The organism is Rhizobium sp. AC27/96 (assembly GCF_001692325.1).
Lineage (GTDB): Bacteria > Pseudomonadota > Alphaproteobacteria > Rhizobiales > Rhizobiaceae > Rhizobium.
Map to the genome: position 1 here is coordinate 42,355 of NZ_LXKN01000073.1, position 14,110 is coordinate 56,464.

Consider the following 14,110-nt stretch of genomic DNA (forward strand, 5'->3'; position numbering starts at 1 on the left):
AAAGGATGGCTCATCCATTTATGGATAGAGATTCGCCAGAAGGCTGCAACAAGAAAATCAGCCAGAGAAACCGGGCCTCAGGTCGCCGCCTCGGCGCCATCGCGCAAGGGGCAGCTTTTGCCGATGACATCGGTGACGAAATCCATGACGGCGCGGATAGCCAGCGAGCGGCGCAGATCCGGATAGGTCACGAGCCATAGATCGCGTGTCGGTGAGGCAACAGCCACCGGCAGACGGGTCAACCCTGCCTCAGCGTCTCCCAGAAAGGCGGGAAGCGCGACGACGCCGAGGCCCGCACGGGCCGCCTCGAGCTGGCCGAAAACATCCGTGGCGCGAAACACGATCGGACGGCCCTCCAGCAGGCTGCGAAGCCAGGTCTGCTGCGTCAGATGCTCCATGGCCGCGTCGTAGCCGATGAAAGACCATTCCTCCTCCGGCATTTGCGCCACAGCCGGGATGGCATAGAGGCCGAAACGCATGACACCGATACGCCGGACGAGCAGATCGCTCTCTTCCGGCCGCGTCATGCGCACTGCGATATCGGCTTCTCCGTAATTGAGGGCGGCGCGGCGCGTAACGCCCGCGATAGTCAAGGTGATATCCGGATGCTCGGCCCGAAAGGCGACGGCTTTGGGAGCCAGAAGATGGGCGGCGATCGACGGTGGCGCGCTGATCTTCACGGCGGCGGAAAGCCCGGCGACAGCGCTTTTCGAATAGCGCCGGATCGCTTCGACATTGTCTTCCATGCCCGCCACCAGTTCGGCGATGGCGCGGCCATCCGCCGTCAGCGGCGAAGTGCGCGGCCGACGGTCGATCAGGCGCAGGTCCAGCGAGCGTTCCAGCGCGGCAATACGGCGGCCGACGGTTGCGTGATCCACGCCGAGTTCACGCGCTGCCGCCGAGAGCGAGCCTGTCCGCGCCAGGGCGGCGAAATGATGCAAGTCCTGCCAGTCGATCATCTGTGCATTATTGCACAGATACGGTGAGCTCATACCGAATTTATTCAGGCGGAACTTTGTGGTCAAAGATCTCCGGAAAGGAGACTTCTTAATGCCCCTAGCGATTGCCATCACCGGCCCCGGCGGACCCGAGGCCATGAAAGCCGTTGATCTCCCCGTGACAGAGCCAGGCCCCGGCCAGGCAAGAATTCGCCAAAGTATTTCAGGCGTCAATTTCGTCGATATCTATGTTCGCTCCGGGCTCTATCCCTTGCCGCCCGGCCAGAGTGTCCTCGGCTTCGAGGGTGCAGGTGTCGTCGACGCGATCGGCCCCGATGTCGCAGAGCTGAAGGTGGGCGACCGCGTCGCCTATATCGGCCATCCGCTCGGCAGCTATGCCGAGATGCGCACGCTATCGGCGCAGCGGCTGGTGAAGCTGCCCGAGGGCGTCAGCGAACGGGTGGCGGGCAGCTCGATGCTGCGCGGGCTCACCGCGCATATGGTGCTGCAGAAGGTCTATCCGCTGAAAGCGGGCGAATGGGTGTTGGTGCATGCGGCAGCCGGCGGCGTCGGCCAGCTCGTCACCCGCCTTGCCAAGCGGCTGGGCGCCAATGTCATCGCCACCGTCGGTTCGGAAGCCAAGGCCGGATTTGCCTATGAGGCCGGTGCCGACACCGTGCTTCTGCACACATCGGAAGATTGGGTGGAAGAGGCCCGTCAGATCGCAGATCGGCGCGGCGTGCATCTCGCCATCGACGGGATCGGCGGCACCATGCTGTCGCAGACGCTCGCCGCCGTCCGCCCCTTCGGAATGGTTGCGAGCCTCGGCCAGGCGGCCGGCCCCATCCCGCCGATCCAGATCGAGGAACTGACCGCGCCCCGCGCTATCGGCCTGTCTCGTCCCAGTGTATTGACCTATGCCAATGATCCCGAGCTCTATCGCCAGGGCACCCAGGCCCTGATGGGATATCTGCAGGCCGGGCTGATCAACCCGATCGGCGCCGAATACGAGCTGAAGGATGCCGCACGGGCACATGCCGACCTCGAGGCCGGGCGGACGACGGCCAGCGTCATATTGACGATGTAAGCCTCATCCGAACGGGGCCGGCCGCCGGCCCCGTTCGGAGGACAGAATTTTCGGCTACACGCATATTCATCCCATGCCGTCAATGGTTTTTGCTGCAAGGCAGCAATTCGTTGACCTTGCTGGCTTTTGCCTGATATTCGTTTGCCATGACGACGCGCGGCCATTCGGCTATCGCCGCCATTTGATCCGATACGACCCCCCGAGCCTTCGTGGCAAACAGCATGGACACCGCGCTTTCCGGTGCCCGCAGGCGATATCCCGTGAACACTGCCTCCCAGACCATCCGGTCCAATTCTACCCTCGGCCTCCTTTCCATTGTTGCGCTGACATTCTTCGGCTACCTGGCCATCGGCCTGCCGCTTGCGGTGCTTCCGACCTATGTCGATAGCGGCCTCGGCTTCGGCGTCGTCTGGGCCGGCATTGCCATCAGCACGCAATATGTGGCGACCATCGTCAGCCGCGCGCAGGTGGGGCGGCTGTGCGATCAATACGGGCCGCGCCGTTCGGTCCTGCTCGGTTTTATGGCCTATGGCCTCTCCGGCATGCTGACGCTCGCCTCCGCATTCACGATCCATGTTCCGGCGGCCAGCCTTTCACTCCTGCTTGCCGGTCGCCTGACACTCGGTATCGGCGAAAGCTGGGTCAGCACCGCGGCCATCACCTGGGCGATCGGCCTGATGGGATCACGCGAAACCGTGCGGATCATTTCGTGGAATGGCATCGCCACCTATGGCGGCATCGCGCTCGCCGCTCCTTTTGGCGCCTGGCTGCAAGGGCAATATGGCTTCTTCGCCATTGGCATATTTACCGTCGGGCTCGCCATTGCCGGGCTGATGCTGGCGCAAACGCGGCCACCTGTTGCCGGCGTCAAGGAAAAGGGCATCGGCACCGGCCAGGTGCTGAGCCGCGTGGCACCATTCGGCGTGGCGCTGGCGCTTGCTTCCAGTGGCTTCGGCGTGGTCATGACCTTCATCGCACTGTTCTTCCACAGTCGCGGTTGGGAGGGCGCCCCCTTTGCACTCAGCGCCTTCGGCCTTGCCTTCATGGGCGTCCGGCTTGGCCTTGCTCAAGCCGTGGCGAAGTTTGGCGGCCTGCCGCTTACGCGCATCTCGCTTGTCGTTGAAATCATCGGCCTTGCCGCAATCGCATTCGCACCCTCGCCGACCGTCGCCATCATCGGCGCAGCCCTGGCCGGTGCCGGCTTCGCGCCTGTATTTCCGGCGCTCGGCAACGAGGCCATGATCCGCATTCCGCCGCAGAACCGTGGCGTCGCGCTCGGCCTCTATTCCATCTTCCTCGATATCTCGCTTGGCACGACAGGCCCGATCGCCGGCCTCTTTGCCGATCATCTCGGTTACTCCGCACCCTTCTTCGTCGGTGTCGCCGCCGTCCTGCTCAGCCTTATCCTCAGTCTCGGCTTGCGCAAACACAGCAACCCCTGACACCTCTCCGAAGCCATCGGCATCGCCGCCCATGTCGCCGATGGCAGCAATGGTTGCAGGATGCGGCTGCCGCTTGGTAAGGTCGACAATCATAATAATCAGGAGGAAGCCTCAATATGGACATCACCGAAATTGTCATCGAGGGCGATACTCCGGGGATTGCTTGGCGACTGCCGGTACTGCATTTTTCCGGCAACAAGCCTGAAGCGCCGAAGATCTACATCCAGGCTGCGCTCCATGCCGGCGAGCTGCCGGGAACGGCGCTTGCGCATTTCCTCTGCGAGCGACTGCGGCAGGCGGAAACGGAAGGTGCTATCCTCAGCGACATTATCGTCGTGCCGCATGCGAACCCGATCGGCGCAGCGCAATCGCATTTCGGCGAGATGCAGGGCCGTTTCGATCTGGGTTCGCGCACCAACTTCAACCGCGATTTCCCGCTGATCTCGCTGCGCGACCGCGACCTGCTGATCGAAAATCTGGAACGCTATCCCGCCGTTGACCGGTTGAAGCGCCAGCTGATTAATATGGCGCTCGGTGCGGATCTGGTGATCGACCTGCATTGCGACGACGAATCCCTGCAATATGCCTATATCGATGAGGCTTTCTGGCCCGAGGCCGCCGACCTCGCGGCAGCCTTGAAAATGGAAGCGGTGCTGCTTTCGGATGGCGAAAGCTCGGCTTTCGAAGAGGCCGTGAGCTTCGCCTGGAAATATGAAGTGCCGGGCGAGAAGAAAGTACCGTTGCCGGGCAAGCTTTCGGTCACGGTCGAGTTGCGCGGGACACGCGATGTCTATCCGGAGATGGCAAAGCGGGATGCCGAAGGGTTGTGGCGGTTCCTTGCCGCCCGAGGCGCCGTGCGCGACGAAAGCGTCAATCTCTCGGCCTTCACCGGACCGGCCGTGCCGCTCGACAATATCGAGATGATCCGCGCGCCGCAGGCAGGCACTGTGCTCTTCCATCGCAATATTGGCGAGCGTGTTGCGGAAGGCGACTTGCTGGCGACGATCATCACCGCGCCCGGAATGCCGGATGGGACTATCGACGTCCGTGCGCCGCAAGCCGGCCTCATCGTCACCCGAGTCTCCGATCGGCTGGTGCGCCGGCGTGGCGACCTGATGAAGATCGGCTGCGACAAGCCGAGTGTCGCCACTCGCAAGCCGGGCACGCTGGAAGACTAGCCCTTCCCTAGCGGCCGTCGATCACCTTGCATCGCATGGCGAAGGCGATCGCGGCCGCCTCTCTCAGAAGCGTACCGAAGCAACAGATCTGGCTCAGAACGAACCGGAAGGCCATGCGGCCGGCCAAGGCCGCTCTGGTGAAGATTTTGCGTTTTCCTGTCACGATCATGCCTCCGATCAAGGTGATGTAGGCGATGCTTAGAGCGACGACGGCAGTGTTTTAGGCCGCGCCCCTCATATATATGTATGCAGTCTGCATAGATGTTCCGTAAATGTCAAGGATGCTTGTTCGGCCGCTATGCCATGAAGGCGATGGGGCACCGCTCCTGATCGCAAACGCCCTGGTCGCAGACGCGACAGACCACATCCTGATCGTCGCCAAGATCGACTAGGGACGGCAGCAGCTTTTCCAACAGGCGGCCAAGCTGCTCGGTTTCTTCGGCTCCCAACACCTTAAAGGCACGATGAATGACAGCGCGGCGAGCAGCGAGGCTTTTGTCGAAAAGTGCCTGCCCGCTCTCGGTCAGCTGCAACGACCGGGCGCGCTTGTCGCCCTCGACACCGCCGGCTCGCAGCACAAGACCGGACGCCACCAATTGGTCGACAAGGCGCACGGTCGCGGAATGGGAGAGCGCGATCAGCCTGCGCAGCGTCTCGATCGTCAGGCCCGGCTCGGTGCCGATCTGAATGATGGCGGCAATCGCACTCGGCCCATGGCCGGTTTCGTCGGCAAAGGCCTTTTCCATCTTGTCCACCAGGGCAAGGCTCATGGCGCCGAAGAGGTTTTCCAGCCGCAATGTTTCCCTATCCGTCGCCATGCCCTGATCCACCGCCATAAATATGCATGATGCATATTTACAGGAGAATCGGCCGTTGTCGCAACCGGCAGCGAACCGCTTCGCCCCTTGCCCGGCTTTTATCCGACTTTACTTGCGTGCTATGCCGCTAACCAACAGCAAGAGACGGATTCGCCATGACGATCACCATTTACGGCATCAAGAACTGCGACACGATGAAGAAGGCCCGCACCTGGCTCGAAAGCCACGGCATCGCCTATGATTTCCACGACTACAAGGCCGTTGGCATCGACAGCGACCATCTGGAACGCTGGACGAAGGAAGCCGGCTGGGAAATCGTGCTCAACCGCGCCGGCACGACCTTCAAGGCCTTGCCGGAGGCGGATCGCACCGATCTGACGAAAGACAAGGCCATCTCCCTGATGCTGGCGCAGCCTTCGATGATCAAGCGCCCGGTGCTGGAAGCGGATGGCAAATTGCTCGTTGGGTTCAAGCCCGATATTTACGCGGCTGCATTCGGCAAGGCCGCCTAGAGACACGCCCATGTCAAAAACAACCCGTGCCACGCAAGTGCTGACCCAGGCGAAAGTCGCCTTCACCGTCCATGCCTACGACTACGATCCGAATGCGGAGCGTGTCGGCATGCAGGCGGCGGAGGCGCTTGGGGAGGAGCCGCATCGGGTGCTCAAGACCTTGATGGCCGAGGTGGACGGCAAGCCGGTCTGTGTCGTTGTACCCTCCGACCACGAAGTCAGCATGAAGAAGCTGGCTACGGCCTTCGGCGGTAAATCGGCGAGCATGATGAAGCCCGCCGATGCCGAGCGGCTGACGGGTTACCATGTCGGCGGCATCAGCCCCTTCGGCCAGAAAAAACTTGTTCCCACAGCCATCGAGGCGCAGGCGATGACCGAAGCCTATGTCTATATCAACGGCGGCCAGCGCGGTCTGCAGGTGCGGCTCAGCCCACAGGACGCATTGACCGCCTTGAAAGCAAAGGCGGCTTCACTGATTGCCTGATCGGCCATGCGAACTGACAAACCGCCTTCAATTTCGCCGCAAAGCGGTCTAAGTCTTCAGACCATCGTTCGATATCAGCCAAGCAGGTCCCACCATGACATCAGCCTCCCAGAACCATCATCCCGTCGATCACGCCAAGCTGGAGAAGCTTGCGGAGGTGGCCGTCAAGGTCGGGTTGCAGCTGCAGTCTGGTCAGGACCTGCTGATCACCGCGCCGGTCGCGGCGATGCCGCTGGTGCGCCTGATCTCGCGCGAGGCCTACAAGGTCGGCGCAGGTCTCGTCTCCACCTTCTATGCGGATGAAGAGACGACGCTTGCCCGCTACGAATATGGTCATGATGCCAGCTTCGATCGTGCCGCTAACTGGCTTTACGAGGGCATGGCCAAGGCTTTCTCCAACAACACCGCGCGGCTTGCGATTGCCGGTGACAACCCGATGCTGCTCTCCAATCAGGACCCGGCCAAGGTAGCCCGTGCCAATCGCGCCAATTCGGCGGCTTACAAGCCGGCACTGGAAAAGATCTCGAATTTCGACATCAACTGGAACATCGTTTCCTATCCGAACCCCTCCTGGGCGAAGCTGGTTTTCCCGAACGATCCGGAAGCGATCGCCGTCGCCAAGCTCGCCAAGGCGATCTTCTCCGCCTCGCGCGTCGATGTTGAAGATCCGATTGCCGCCTGGGCCGAGCACAATGCCAATCTGCGCAAGCGCTCGACATGGATGAATGGCCAACGCTTCGCCACCCTGCATTTCCAGGGTCCGGGCACCGACCTGAAGGTCGGCCTTGCCGATGGTCATGAATGGCATGGCGGTGCCTCGACGGCCAAGAATGGCATCACCTGCAATCCGAACATCCCGACGGAAGAAGTGTTCACCACGCCGCATGCGCTGCGCGTCGAGGGCCATGTTTCATCGACCAAGCCGCTCTCGCATCAGGGCACGCTGATCGACAATATCCAGGTGCGCTTCGAAGGCGGCCGGATCGTCGAGGCCAAGGCGACGCGTGGCGAGGAAGTGCTGAACAAGGTGCTCGACACCGATGAAGGCGCGCGCCGGCTCGGCGAAGTGGCGCTGGTGCCGCATTCCTCGCCGATCTCGGCAAGCGGCATCCTGTTCTACAACACGCTGTTCGACGAAAACGCCTCCTGCCACATTGCGCTTGGCCAGTGCTATTCGAAGTGCTTCCTCGACGGAGCGTCGCTTTCCCAGGAACAGATCAAGGCGCAGGGCGGCAACTCCAGCCTGATCCATATCGACTGGATGATCGGCTCCGACAAGGTCGATGTCGACGGCATCAAGCCGGATGGTTCGCGCGTCCCTGTTTTGCGCAAGGGCGAATGGGCCTGAGGAGGCCCGGGCATTCGAATGCGATCGTGCCGCGGTATCCCCTACCGCGGCAAATTTCTTGACGGAAACCGCGACATCAGATCGTCGCCAGCGCTTTCCTGATGCGGGCGAGATGCGCCTTGCGGGCGGTATCGGTGACGCGGTCCATGTCGTGGAGCGCCAGCATGCGGAAATTGAGCCGCTTGGCGCAGAAGGCGGCGATACCGCGCTTCAGCAAGCGCCGCACCGGATTGCCCATGTAAAGATGCACGATCCACCAGGGCGAACCCGTCGTGGTCAGTGCCCAGAACAGGCGGATGTTGGTGAGCTTCGGCACGATGCGGCCGCCGGCGGCATCGTGGGTGAAGGCGACACCGGGCGCAAAGGCGCGGTCGAAGAAGCCCTTGAGAATGGCCGGGAAATTGAACCACCATTGCGGAAAGACCAGTATCAGCCCCTCGGCCGCCCGCAGCCGCGTGACGATATCGTCGACATCAGACGTGTCATAGGGCTGGTCGAAATAGCCGCGCCGCTCGGCTTCGGAGAGGCGCGGATCAAAGCCCTCGCGGTAGAGATCGAGCAGATCGACCTGATGTCCTCCGGCAGCGAGTGTCTCCTCTGCAAGCTTTGCCACTGACGCGGCAAAGCTATCTTCCAACGGATGAGCAAGAACCAGCAGAATACGCATCAGAACAGGCTTCCCTGTTTTGGCGGAGCAGCTCCTTCAGCCGGCTTTGTGCTGCGCTTTTTCGGCGACGGTGCACCACCGGCTGGCGATGGTGTTGCGGCATCATCGCCCGTGACCGCACCAATGCGGCCGTCGGCAAATTCGATCGAGATCGCGGCACCCGCGTTAAGCGCGGCAGCAAGGGAAACCGGCCGGTCATCCTCATCTCGCACCACGGCATAGCCGCGCTTCAGGACATTCTTGTAGGAGAGCGACTGCAGGATGCGCTCCTGCGCGACAAGTTCGCTGCGGGCGCGAGTGAGCTGATGGCGGATTGCCGTATCGGCCTGGCGGGTGAGATTGCCCAGACGATCACGAGCGCGGCCGGTCTGCGCCTCCAGGCGCGACGGCAGCGTGGCGAAGACGGCGTCCGCGCGGTCTATGCGGGCGCGGGAACGATCGATCATGCGCTCGATGGTGCGTTCGGCCCGCGTCATGCGCTCGTTGAGCTGCTGACGCCGCTCGGCGATGCGGTTCGACAGGATATCCGGCCGCAGCTGCGAGGCCATGCGCTCAAAGGAGCGGCGCTTGTTCAACGTATTCAGTTCCAGACCACGGCCGAGGCCTGCGGCGGCCTCATCGAAGCGGCGGCGCGGCAAGGCGAGGATCTGGTCAAGCGAAGGCAGCGCACGCAGCAGCGCCCGCACCGATTGGCGCCGCTGGTCCATCTGCCTGCTGACTCCGCCCTGCAGGCGGGCAGAGAGACTGGCGAGCTGGGCTTCCAGTTCGGCCTTCACCGGCACAGCCATTTCGGCCGCGCCCGTCGGCGTCGGCGCGCGCACGTCGGCGGCATAGTCGATCAACGTCCAGTCGGTCTCATGACCGACTGCCGAGATCAGCGGGATCTCGCTTGCGGCAGCGGCACGGACGACAGCCTCGTCATTGAAACTCCAGAGGTCCTCCAGGCTGCCGCCGCCGCGCGCGACGATCAGCACGTCCGGGCGCGGGATCGGACCATCCACAGCGAATTCATTGAAGCCGCGAATGGCATTTGCCACTTCATCGCCGGAGCCCTCGCCCTGTACCTTCACTGGCCAGACCAGCACATGCACGGGAAAACGATCGGAGATACGGTGCAGGATATCGCGGATGACGGCGCCGGTCGGCGAAGTGACGACGCCGATCACCTTTGGCATGAAGGGAAGCCGGCGCTTGCGCTCGGGATCGAAAAGACCTTCGGCACCAAGCTTGCGCTTACGTTCCTCCAGGAGCGCCATCAGCGCGCCGGCGCCGGCCGGCTCCAGCGTCTCGATGACGATCTGATATTTCGAGGAGCCGGGGAAGGTTGTCACCTTGCCCGTGGCGATGACCTCCATCCCTTCCTCGGGACGGAACTTCAGCTTGGAAAATGTGCCTTTCCAGATCACCGCATCGATGCGGGACCTGTCGTCCTTCAGCGAGAAATAGGCATGACCAGAGGAATGCGGTCCGCGATAGCCGGAGATTTCGCCGCGCACGCGCACCTGGTCGAACGCAGTCTCAACCGTGCGCTTGATCGACCCGGACAATTCCGAGACGGAATATTCCGTCAGGTTCGACGGCGAATCATTCTCAAAAAAGCTGCTCATGACTTTTTCTAACCGATGTTGCCGGAAATGCGGAGCCTAGCGCATAACCCCTTCAATCGGAATCGTTTGAAACCAGCGATTATGCGCAGATTTAGAGGCTGCTGCATCCTTCGCGCGTTCTCATGAGACGCGCGGAACAGTAGCGCTTCAGCAAACGTTAACCCTGTCGACAAAGCCTTTCTTAGCCATCCACGCGTAAACCTGTGCAAACTGGTTCTTGGTAAAGAGGATATGGATCGATGATATTCGTGACCGCCACGATCATCGGAATTGCCGCCGGCCTGCAGCGCTCGACGATTGCTGCAATGCTCGGCGTGGCGCTGTTGAGCATCGCCTTCATGGCAGCCGTCGTCCTGTCCCTCGTCCCGCCACCGCTGACGACCTTGTTTATCGCCTTGGGCGGCTACAATCTCGGCTTCATCGGCTATCTCGTTGCCATCGACAGCACGGAACACGGCCGCCGCGCCTAGATCGCGCCGGCACCCGAGGCCATTATTCCCAAGCAACTCCGGACGGCAAACCGCTGCGCACTTTCCCGAAAGTGCTGGGCATCACTCCTGCGGCTTGAAATAGAAGAACTGCACATCCGATTTCGTCGATGCGGGAATGGGCTCCAGATAGGTCGGCACGCGGCCGGCACTGAGCTGGGCATAGAGGCCCTGAGGGTTCCGCTCGGACAACAGCTCCACCTGCGGATCGCCCTTGCAGAAGCCGACCAGCGTCACATGCGCCTCACGCAGAAGCGCTTCCGCCTCCACGGGCTTTGCAAGGCCGATATGCAGCTCGGCCAGCATCCCATCCGGATCGCGGTGATAAGGGCCGGAGAGGGTGCGATGCGGCGTGAAGCGCAGGAGCGGCGCTCCCATATTCGATGCGGCGGCTATGACCCCGGGTTGAAGACCCGCAATCGGCGCCAGCGCTTCTCGCGACGCGCAATCCGCCGTCTCTTCTGCCTTGGCCGGAGCGGCGACGCTGAAGCTGTTGACGACGCCTTTGTGAGCAAGCGTACCGCCGACAGCCCACACAACCGGCACTGACATCAATGCCGTAACCACATAGAAGAAGGCTGCTCCCACATCTTCGCTATCGGCCGCCGATATCCGGCGCAGCTCCGCCAGCAGCAGTGCCAACGGCGGAATGGCCAGCAGATTGGAAAACTCCGCGCCACGGACCTGCACCAGCGTGATCGCCCAGTTGACGGCAATCAAGGCCATCAGCACCGCATGCAAGCGAACCCTGTCGCCACGCAGCATGCGGAACGAGCAGACAATCATCGCAAGAAAACCGGTCGCGTAGAACGCGGCGAAAGTATCGGGCTGCGTGCGGAAGACCGAAAAGATCGACTGCGCCTCCGTCACCTTGCTCAGCCAAAGATCCACCAGCATCGGATCGAGATCGGCAAGCGGGTTGCGCAGGCATTGCGGCGCGATTGCCAATACCGTGGCGAAGACCGCCGCACCGATGGCTGCCAGCGCCATCATACGCCCAATTCGGGACAGTTGGCTGGCGAAAAGGGCGGCCAGGAGGAGGCCGACACAGCCGACGCTGACAATGCTATAGAAGCCAAGCGAGAGATTGTCGCAGGTGACCATCGAATAAAGGCGTGGTGGGACCAGCGAGAAGAATGCGCCGCCGACGGCAAGCGTCATCGTCAGCGCGAAGGCCTTGGCGGCCGGCGCAAATGCTTCACCATCCCAAGCCCATAAACAGGCGACTGCCATGCAAGCGACAGCCACGAAGGGTGTGGTCTCCGCACCAATGCCGAGCTGGATCGCGAGGGCGACGGCCGCGATGGCGAAGCTGCGGGGCCTGTAGTTTTCATCGGCCAGCATGGCGACGGTAAGGGCGACAAGGCCGAGCTGGACATTGTCGTGATCGATGGAGCCCGGCACGAAACGCGGCGAGAGCAAGATGAAAAACGTCGTCAGGATGAGCGAAAAATGCATGCCTTCGACGCCTGCGATGCGGCGGCCCGTCAGGCTCATGAAGAACATCAGCGGCAGGATAAGTATCAATGGCCAGACAGTCAGCGCTGCGGCCTCGGCGCCTTCCGGCGAGAAGAACATCCGAAAGAAGACAATGAGGCCCGCGATCGGCAGATCGATAAAGCGCGACCAATGCATCAGCGTTCCGCCATCAAGGCCAAGACGGTATTGCATCATGTCGAACCAGCCCTGACCGGCGAGGAAATCCCGGACTTCGACCAGACGCATGGCGTCATCATTATCGGGACCGACATAGTCGGCGAGATGACGATGAATGACGAGCTGCGCGACGATGAGGAGAATGCCGTAGATCAGCGGCACAAGGATGGGATGCGACCAGCGCGACGAGGCTTTCCTTGCCGCCGGAACTGCTTCAGACGACATCGCCAACGTCTCCACCATGTAGATAAATCCTGTATTCGAAGGATGTTTGGAGAGCACGCTAACGCCTGCCCATCAAAAAAAAGTAAAGCTGATGGCGATGGCGCTATTCTTCACGACAATGTTTTTCGCCGGGGCGATTTCACGCCATTTTTTCTTCGCAAGCATAGCGTCTTATTAACAGCCAACGGGATAAGCTCTCGTCCGGATCGTCCATCAGGCCTCGACTTGATATCACGCGTAGGAACCGGCCAAGACCATGTGGAATGAGAAGCTGAACATCGCTGTTCTTCTGCCCTGCTATAATGAAGCCGCCACGATCGGCGATGTCGTTCGCGGCTTTCGTCAGGCGCTCCCGCAGGCCAGCATCTATGTCTACGACAATAATTCCACCGACGGCACGGCGCTGCACGCCATGCTTGCCGGCGCAACCGTGGTGCGTGAACGCCGCCAGGGCAAGGGCCATGTGGTGCGGCGCATGTTTGCGGACATCGATGCCGACATCTACCTCATGGCCGATGGCGATGGCACCTATGCGCCCGAAGATGCCGAAGAGCTGATCCGCACGCTGCTGACCGAAGGCTCCGACATGGTGGTCGGCACACGGCGCAATGTCCACAACGACGCCGGACGCCAGGGCCATGCCTTCGGCAACCGCATCTTCAACTGGCTCTACCGCACCATATTCGGTGCGGATTTCACCGACATCTTTTCCGGCTATCGCGCCTTCTCGCGCCGCTTCGTCAAAAGCTTCCCGGCGGTGTCCGGTGGGTTTGAGATCGAGACGGAAATGTCCGTGCATGCCTCGCGGCTGAAGCTGCCCGTCAGCGAGCTGGAACTCGACTACGGCCGGCGGCCGGAAGGCTCGCATTCGAAGCTCTCCACCTTCCGTGACGGCTGGAAGATCCTCTGGATGTTCGCGATGCTGATGAAGGAAACCAGACCCTTCGCCTTCTTCGGCATTCTGGGCGCCATTTCCATGGAGCTGAGCATCGGCTTCTCTATCCCGGTTCTCATCGAATATTTCGAGACCGGTCTCGTATTGCGCATGCCGACCTGGGTGCTCTCCATGGCACTGATGATGATTTCCTTCATGCTGTTCACGGCAGGCCTGATCCTGGATTCCGTCGCCCGCGCCCGTGCGGAGCAGCTGCGCATTCACTATATGAGTCTGGCCAGGCCGGCATCCGGCGAAATCGGCGACAGACGGACAATCTCCATGGTGGAAATCGAAAAGCCGGCAAGCGGCCGCAAGAAAAGGCCCAAGGCCGCATGAAGAAGCTCTTTCGCTTCCTGCTCGCTGGTAGTGTCGGCTTCGTGGTCGATGCCGGCGTATTGCACCTGCTGCTTTGGTATACGCCCGTCGGTCCTTTTGTCGGACGGGCACTCTCGATACCGAGCGCGCTGCTCGCCACATGGATCCTCAACCGCAAATTCACCTTCGGTCGCTCCGACCGCTCGCTGGCGGCCGAAGGCTTCCGTTATGGTTCGGTCGGTCTGACGTCAGCGGTACTGAACTATGCCCTGTTCAGCTCGCTCTTAATGACCGAGCCATCGCTGCGGCCGATCATTGCACTGACGCTCGGCTCGGCGGCGGCGACGGCGTTCAGCTTTTTCGGCTATTCACGCTTCGTCTTCCGCCACCGGCAAAATCCCTGAGACG

Annotated in this window: 15 protein-coding genes; 9 read left to right on the top strand and 6 right to left on the bottom strand. The window is 61.6% G+C overall.

Translation table 11 applies throughout. From position 1 onward, the window contains the following. Positions 1 to 77: 77 nt before the first annotated feature. A complete protein-coding gene (locus A6U86_RS32455) occupies positions 78 to 959 on the bottom strand; it encodes a LysR family transcriptional regulator (RefSeq protein WP_068400666.1) in 882 nt (293 codons plus the stop codon). 91 nt (positions 960 to 1,050) lie between these two features. Between A6U86_RS32455 and A6U86_RS32460 the strand changes: the two genes are divergently transcribed. The 3 genes from A6U86_RS32460 (at position 1,051) to A6U86_RS32470 (ending at position 4,645) form a co-directional block, all read left to right on the top strand. Next, positions 1,051 to 2,025 carry a quinone oxidoreductase gene (locus A6U86_RS32460; RefSeq protein WP_068400669.1) on the top strand — a complete coding sequence of 325 codons (975 nt, stop codon included), beginning with the start codon at positions 1,051 to 1,053 and terminating at the stop codon, positions 2,023 to 2,025. Between the two features lie 260 nt (positions 2,026 to 2,285). Then, complete coding sequence (locus A6U86_RS32465) at positions 2,286 to 3,467, top strand: MFS transporter (RefSeq protein WP_068401146.1); 1,182 nt, start codon at positions 2,286 to 2,288, stop codon at positions 3,465 to 3,467. 116 nt (positions 3,468 to 3,583) lie between these two features. Continuing rightward, entirely contained in the window at positions 3,584 to 4,645 is a 1,062-nt protein-coding gene (locus A6U86_RS32470) for a succinylglutamate desuccinylase/aspartoacylase family protein (protein WP_068400672.1), read from the top strand. Between the two features lie 7 nt (positions 4,646 to 4,652). Here A6U86_RS32470 and A6U86_RS35510 read toward each other — a convergent pair whose 3' ends face one another. Then, positions 4,653 to 4,808, bottom strand: a complete 156-nt coding sequence (locus A6U86_RS35510; protein ID WP_158008796.1) for a hypothetical protein — start codon at positions 4,806 to 4,808, stop codon at positions 4,653 to 4,655. A gap of 133 nt (positions 4,809 to 4,941) precedes the next feature. Then, a complete protein-coding gene (locus tag A6U86_RS32475; protein WP_068401149.1) occupies positions 4,942 to 5,463 on the bottom strand; it encodes a MarR family winged helix-turn-helix transcriptional regulator in 522 nt (173 codons plus the stop codon). 155 nt (positions 5,464 to 5,618) lie between these two features. On the opposite strand from A6U86_RS32475, the gene A6U86_RS32480 reads away from it, so the two are divergent. From A6U86_RS32480 to A6U86_RS32490, 3 genes are all read left to right on the top strand, one after another. Beyond that, positions 5,619 to 5,975 (top strand): ArsC family reductase, encoded by a 357-nt coding sequence (locus A6U86_RS32480; RefSeq protein WP_068400675.1) that lies wholly within the window; start codon positions 5,619 to 5,621, stop codon positions 5,973 to 5,975. A gap of 10 nt (positions 5,976 to 5,985) precedes the next feature. After that, positions 5,986 to 6,459: a Cys-tRNA(Pro) deacylase gene (gene ybaK / locus A6U86_RS32485; protein ID WP_068400677.1), complete on the top strand. Its 474-nt coding sequence runs from the start codon at positions 5,986 to 5,988 to the stop codon at positions 6,457 to 6,459. Between the two features lie 94 nt (positions 6,460 to 6,553). Further along, a complete protein-coding gene (locus A6U86_RS32490; protein ID WP_068400680.1) occupies positions 6,554 to 7,807 on the top strand; it encodes an aminopeptidase in 1,254 nt (417 codons plus the stop codon). Between the two features lie 76 nt (positions 7,808 to 7,883). Here the strand turns inward: A6U86_RS32490 and A6U86_RS32495 are convergent, their stop codons facing one another. Both A6U86_RS32495 and xseA read right to left on the bottom strand, forming a co-directional pair. After that, entirely contained in the window at positions 7,884 to 8,474 is a 591-nt protein-coding gene (locus A6U86_RS32495; RefSeq protein ID WP_068400682.1) for an NAD(P)H-dependent oxidoreductase, read from the bottom strand. Continuing rightward, on the bottom strand, positions 8,474 to 10,081 hold the full coding sequence (xseA, locus tag A6U86_RS32500; protein WP_068400685.1) for an exodeoxyribonuclease VII large subunit: 1,608 nt from the start codon (positions 10,079 to 10,081) through the stop codon (positions 8,474 to 8,476). Before xseA ends, A6U86_RS32495 begins: the two co-directional genes overlap by 1 nt. Positions 10,082 to 10,320: 239 nt before the next feature. Between xseA and A6U86_RS32505 the strand changes: the two genes are divergently transcribed. Beyond that, positions 10,321 to 10,551, top strand: a complete 231-nt coding sequence (locus A6U86_RS32505) for a homogentisate export protein (RefSeq protein WP_068400691.1) — start codon at positions 10,321 to 10,323, stop codon at positions 10,549 to 10,551. Between the two features lie 81 nt (positions 10,552 to 10,632). Here the strand turns inward: A6U86_RS32505 and A6U86_RS32510 are convergent, their stop codons facing one another. Continuing rightward, positions 10,633 to 12,468, bottom strand: coding sequence for a hypothetical protein (locus A6U86_RS32510; RefSeq protein ID WP_068400693.1), 1,836 nt, complete (start codon positions 12,466 to 12,468; stop codon positions 10,633 to 10,635). A 238-nt stretch (positions 12,469 to 12,706) separates the two neighbouring features. Between A6U86_RS32510 and A6U86_RS32515 the strand changes: the two genes are divergently transcribed. Together A6U86_RS32515 and A6U86_RS32520 are read left to right on the top strand one after the other, a co-directional pair. Further along, positions 12,707 to 13,723, top strand: a complete 1,017-nt coding sequence (locus tag A6U86_RS32515) for a glycosyltransferase (RefSeq protein ID WP_068400694.1) — start codon at positions 12,707 to 12,709, stop codon at positions 13,721 to 13,723. Next, positions 13,720 to 14,106 carry a GtrA family protein gene (locus A6U86_RS32520; protein ID WP_068400697.1) on the top strand — a complete coding sequence of 129 codons (387 nt, stop codon included), beginning with the start codon at positions 13,720 to 13,722 and terminating at the stop codon, positions 14,104 to 14,106. Before A6U86_RS32515 ends, A6U86_RS32520 begins: the two co-directional genes overlap by 4 nt. Positions 14,107 to 14,110: the final 4 nt, after the last annotated feature.

What these genes read in the sequence shown, in the direction of transcription:
- A6U86_RS32505 (WP_068400691.1), top strand. Translation starts at nt 10,321, where the DNA reads ATGATATTCGTGACCGCCACGATCATCGGAATTGCCGCCGGCCTGCAG.
- A6U86_RS32495 (WP_068400682.1), bottom strand. Translation starts at nt 8,474, where the DNA reads ATGCGTATTCTGCTGGTTCTTGCTCATCCGTTGGAAGATAGCTTTGCC.
- A6U86_RS32475 (WP_068401149.1), bottom strand. Translation starts at nt 5,463, where the DNA reads ATGGCGACGGATAGGGAAACATTGCGGCTGGAAAACCTCTTCGGCGCC.
- A6U86_RS32515 (WP_068400694.1), top strand. Translation starts at nt 12,707, where the DNA reads ATGTGGAATGAGAAGCTGAACATCGCTGTTCTTCTGCCCTGCTATAAT.
- A6U86_RS32480 (WP_068400675.1), top strand. Translation starts at nt 5,619, where the DNA reads ATGACGATCACCATTTACGGCATCAAGAACTGCGACACGATGAAGAAG.
- A6U86_RS32455 (WP_068400666.1), bottom strand. Translation starts at nt 959, where the DNA reads ATGATCGACTGGCAGGACTTGCATCATTTCGCCGCCCTGGCGCGGACA.
- A6U86_RS32510 (WP_068400693.1), bottom strand. Translation starts at nt 12,468, where the DNA reads ATGGTGGAGACGTTGGCGATGTCGTCTGAAGCAGTTCCGGCGGCAAGG.
- xseA (WP_068400685.1), bottom strand. Translation starts at nt 10,081, where the DNA reads ATGAGCAGCTTTTTTGAGAATGATTCGCCGTCGAACCTGACGGAATAT.
- A6U86_RS32470 (WP_068400672.1), top strand. Translation starts at nt 3,584, where the DNA reads ATGGACATCACCGAAATTGTCATCGAGGGCGATACTCCGGGGATTGCT.
- A6U86_RS32520 (WP_068400697.1), top strand. Translation starts at nt 13,720, where the DNA reads ATGAAGAAGCTCTTTCGCTTCCTGCTCGCTGGTAGTGTCGGCTTCGTG.
- A6U86_RS32460 (WP_068400669.1), top strand. Translation starts at nt 1,051, where the DNA reads ATGCCCCTAGCGATTGCCATCACCGGCCCCGGCGGACCCGAGGCCATG.
- A6U86_RS32490 (WP_068400680.1), top strand. Translation starts at nt 6,554, where the DNA reads ATGACATCAGCCTCCCAGAACCATCATCCCGTCGATCACGCCAAGCTG.
- ybaK (WP_068400677.1), top strand. Translation starts at nt 5,986, where the DNA reads ATGTCAAAAACAACCCGTGCCACGCAAGTGCTGACCCAGGCGAAAGTC.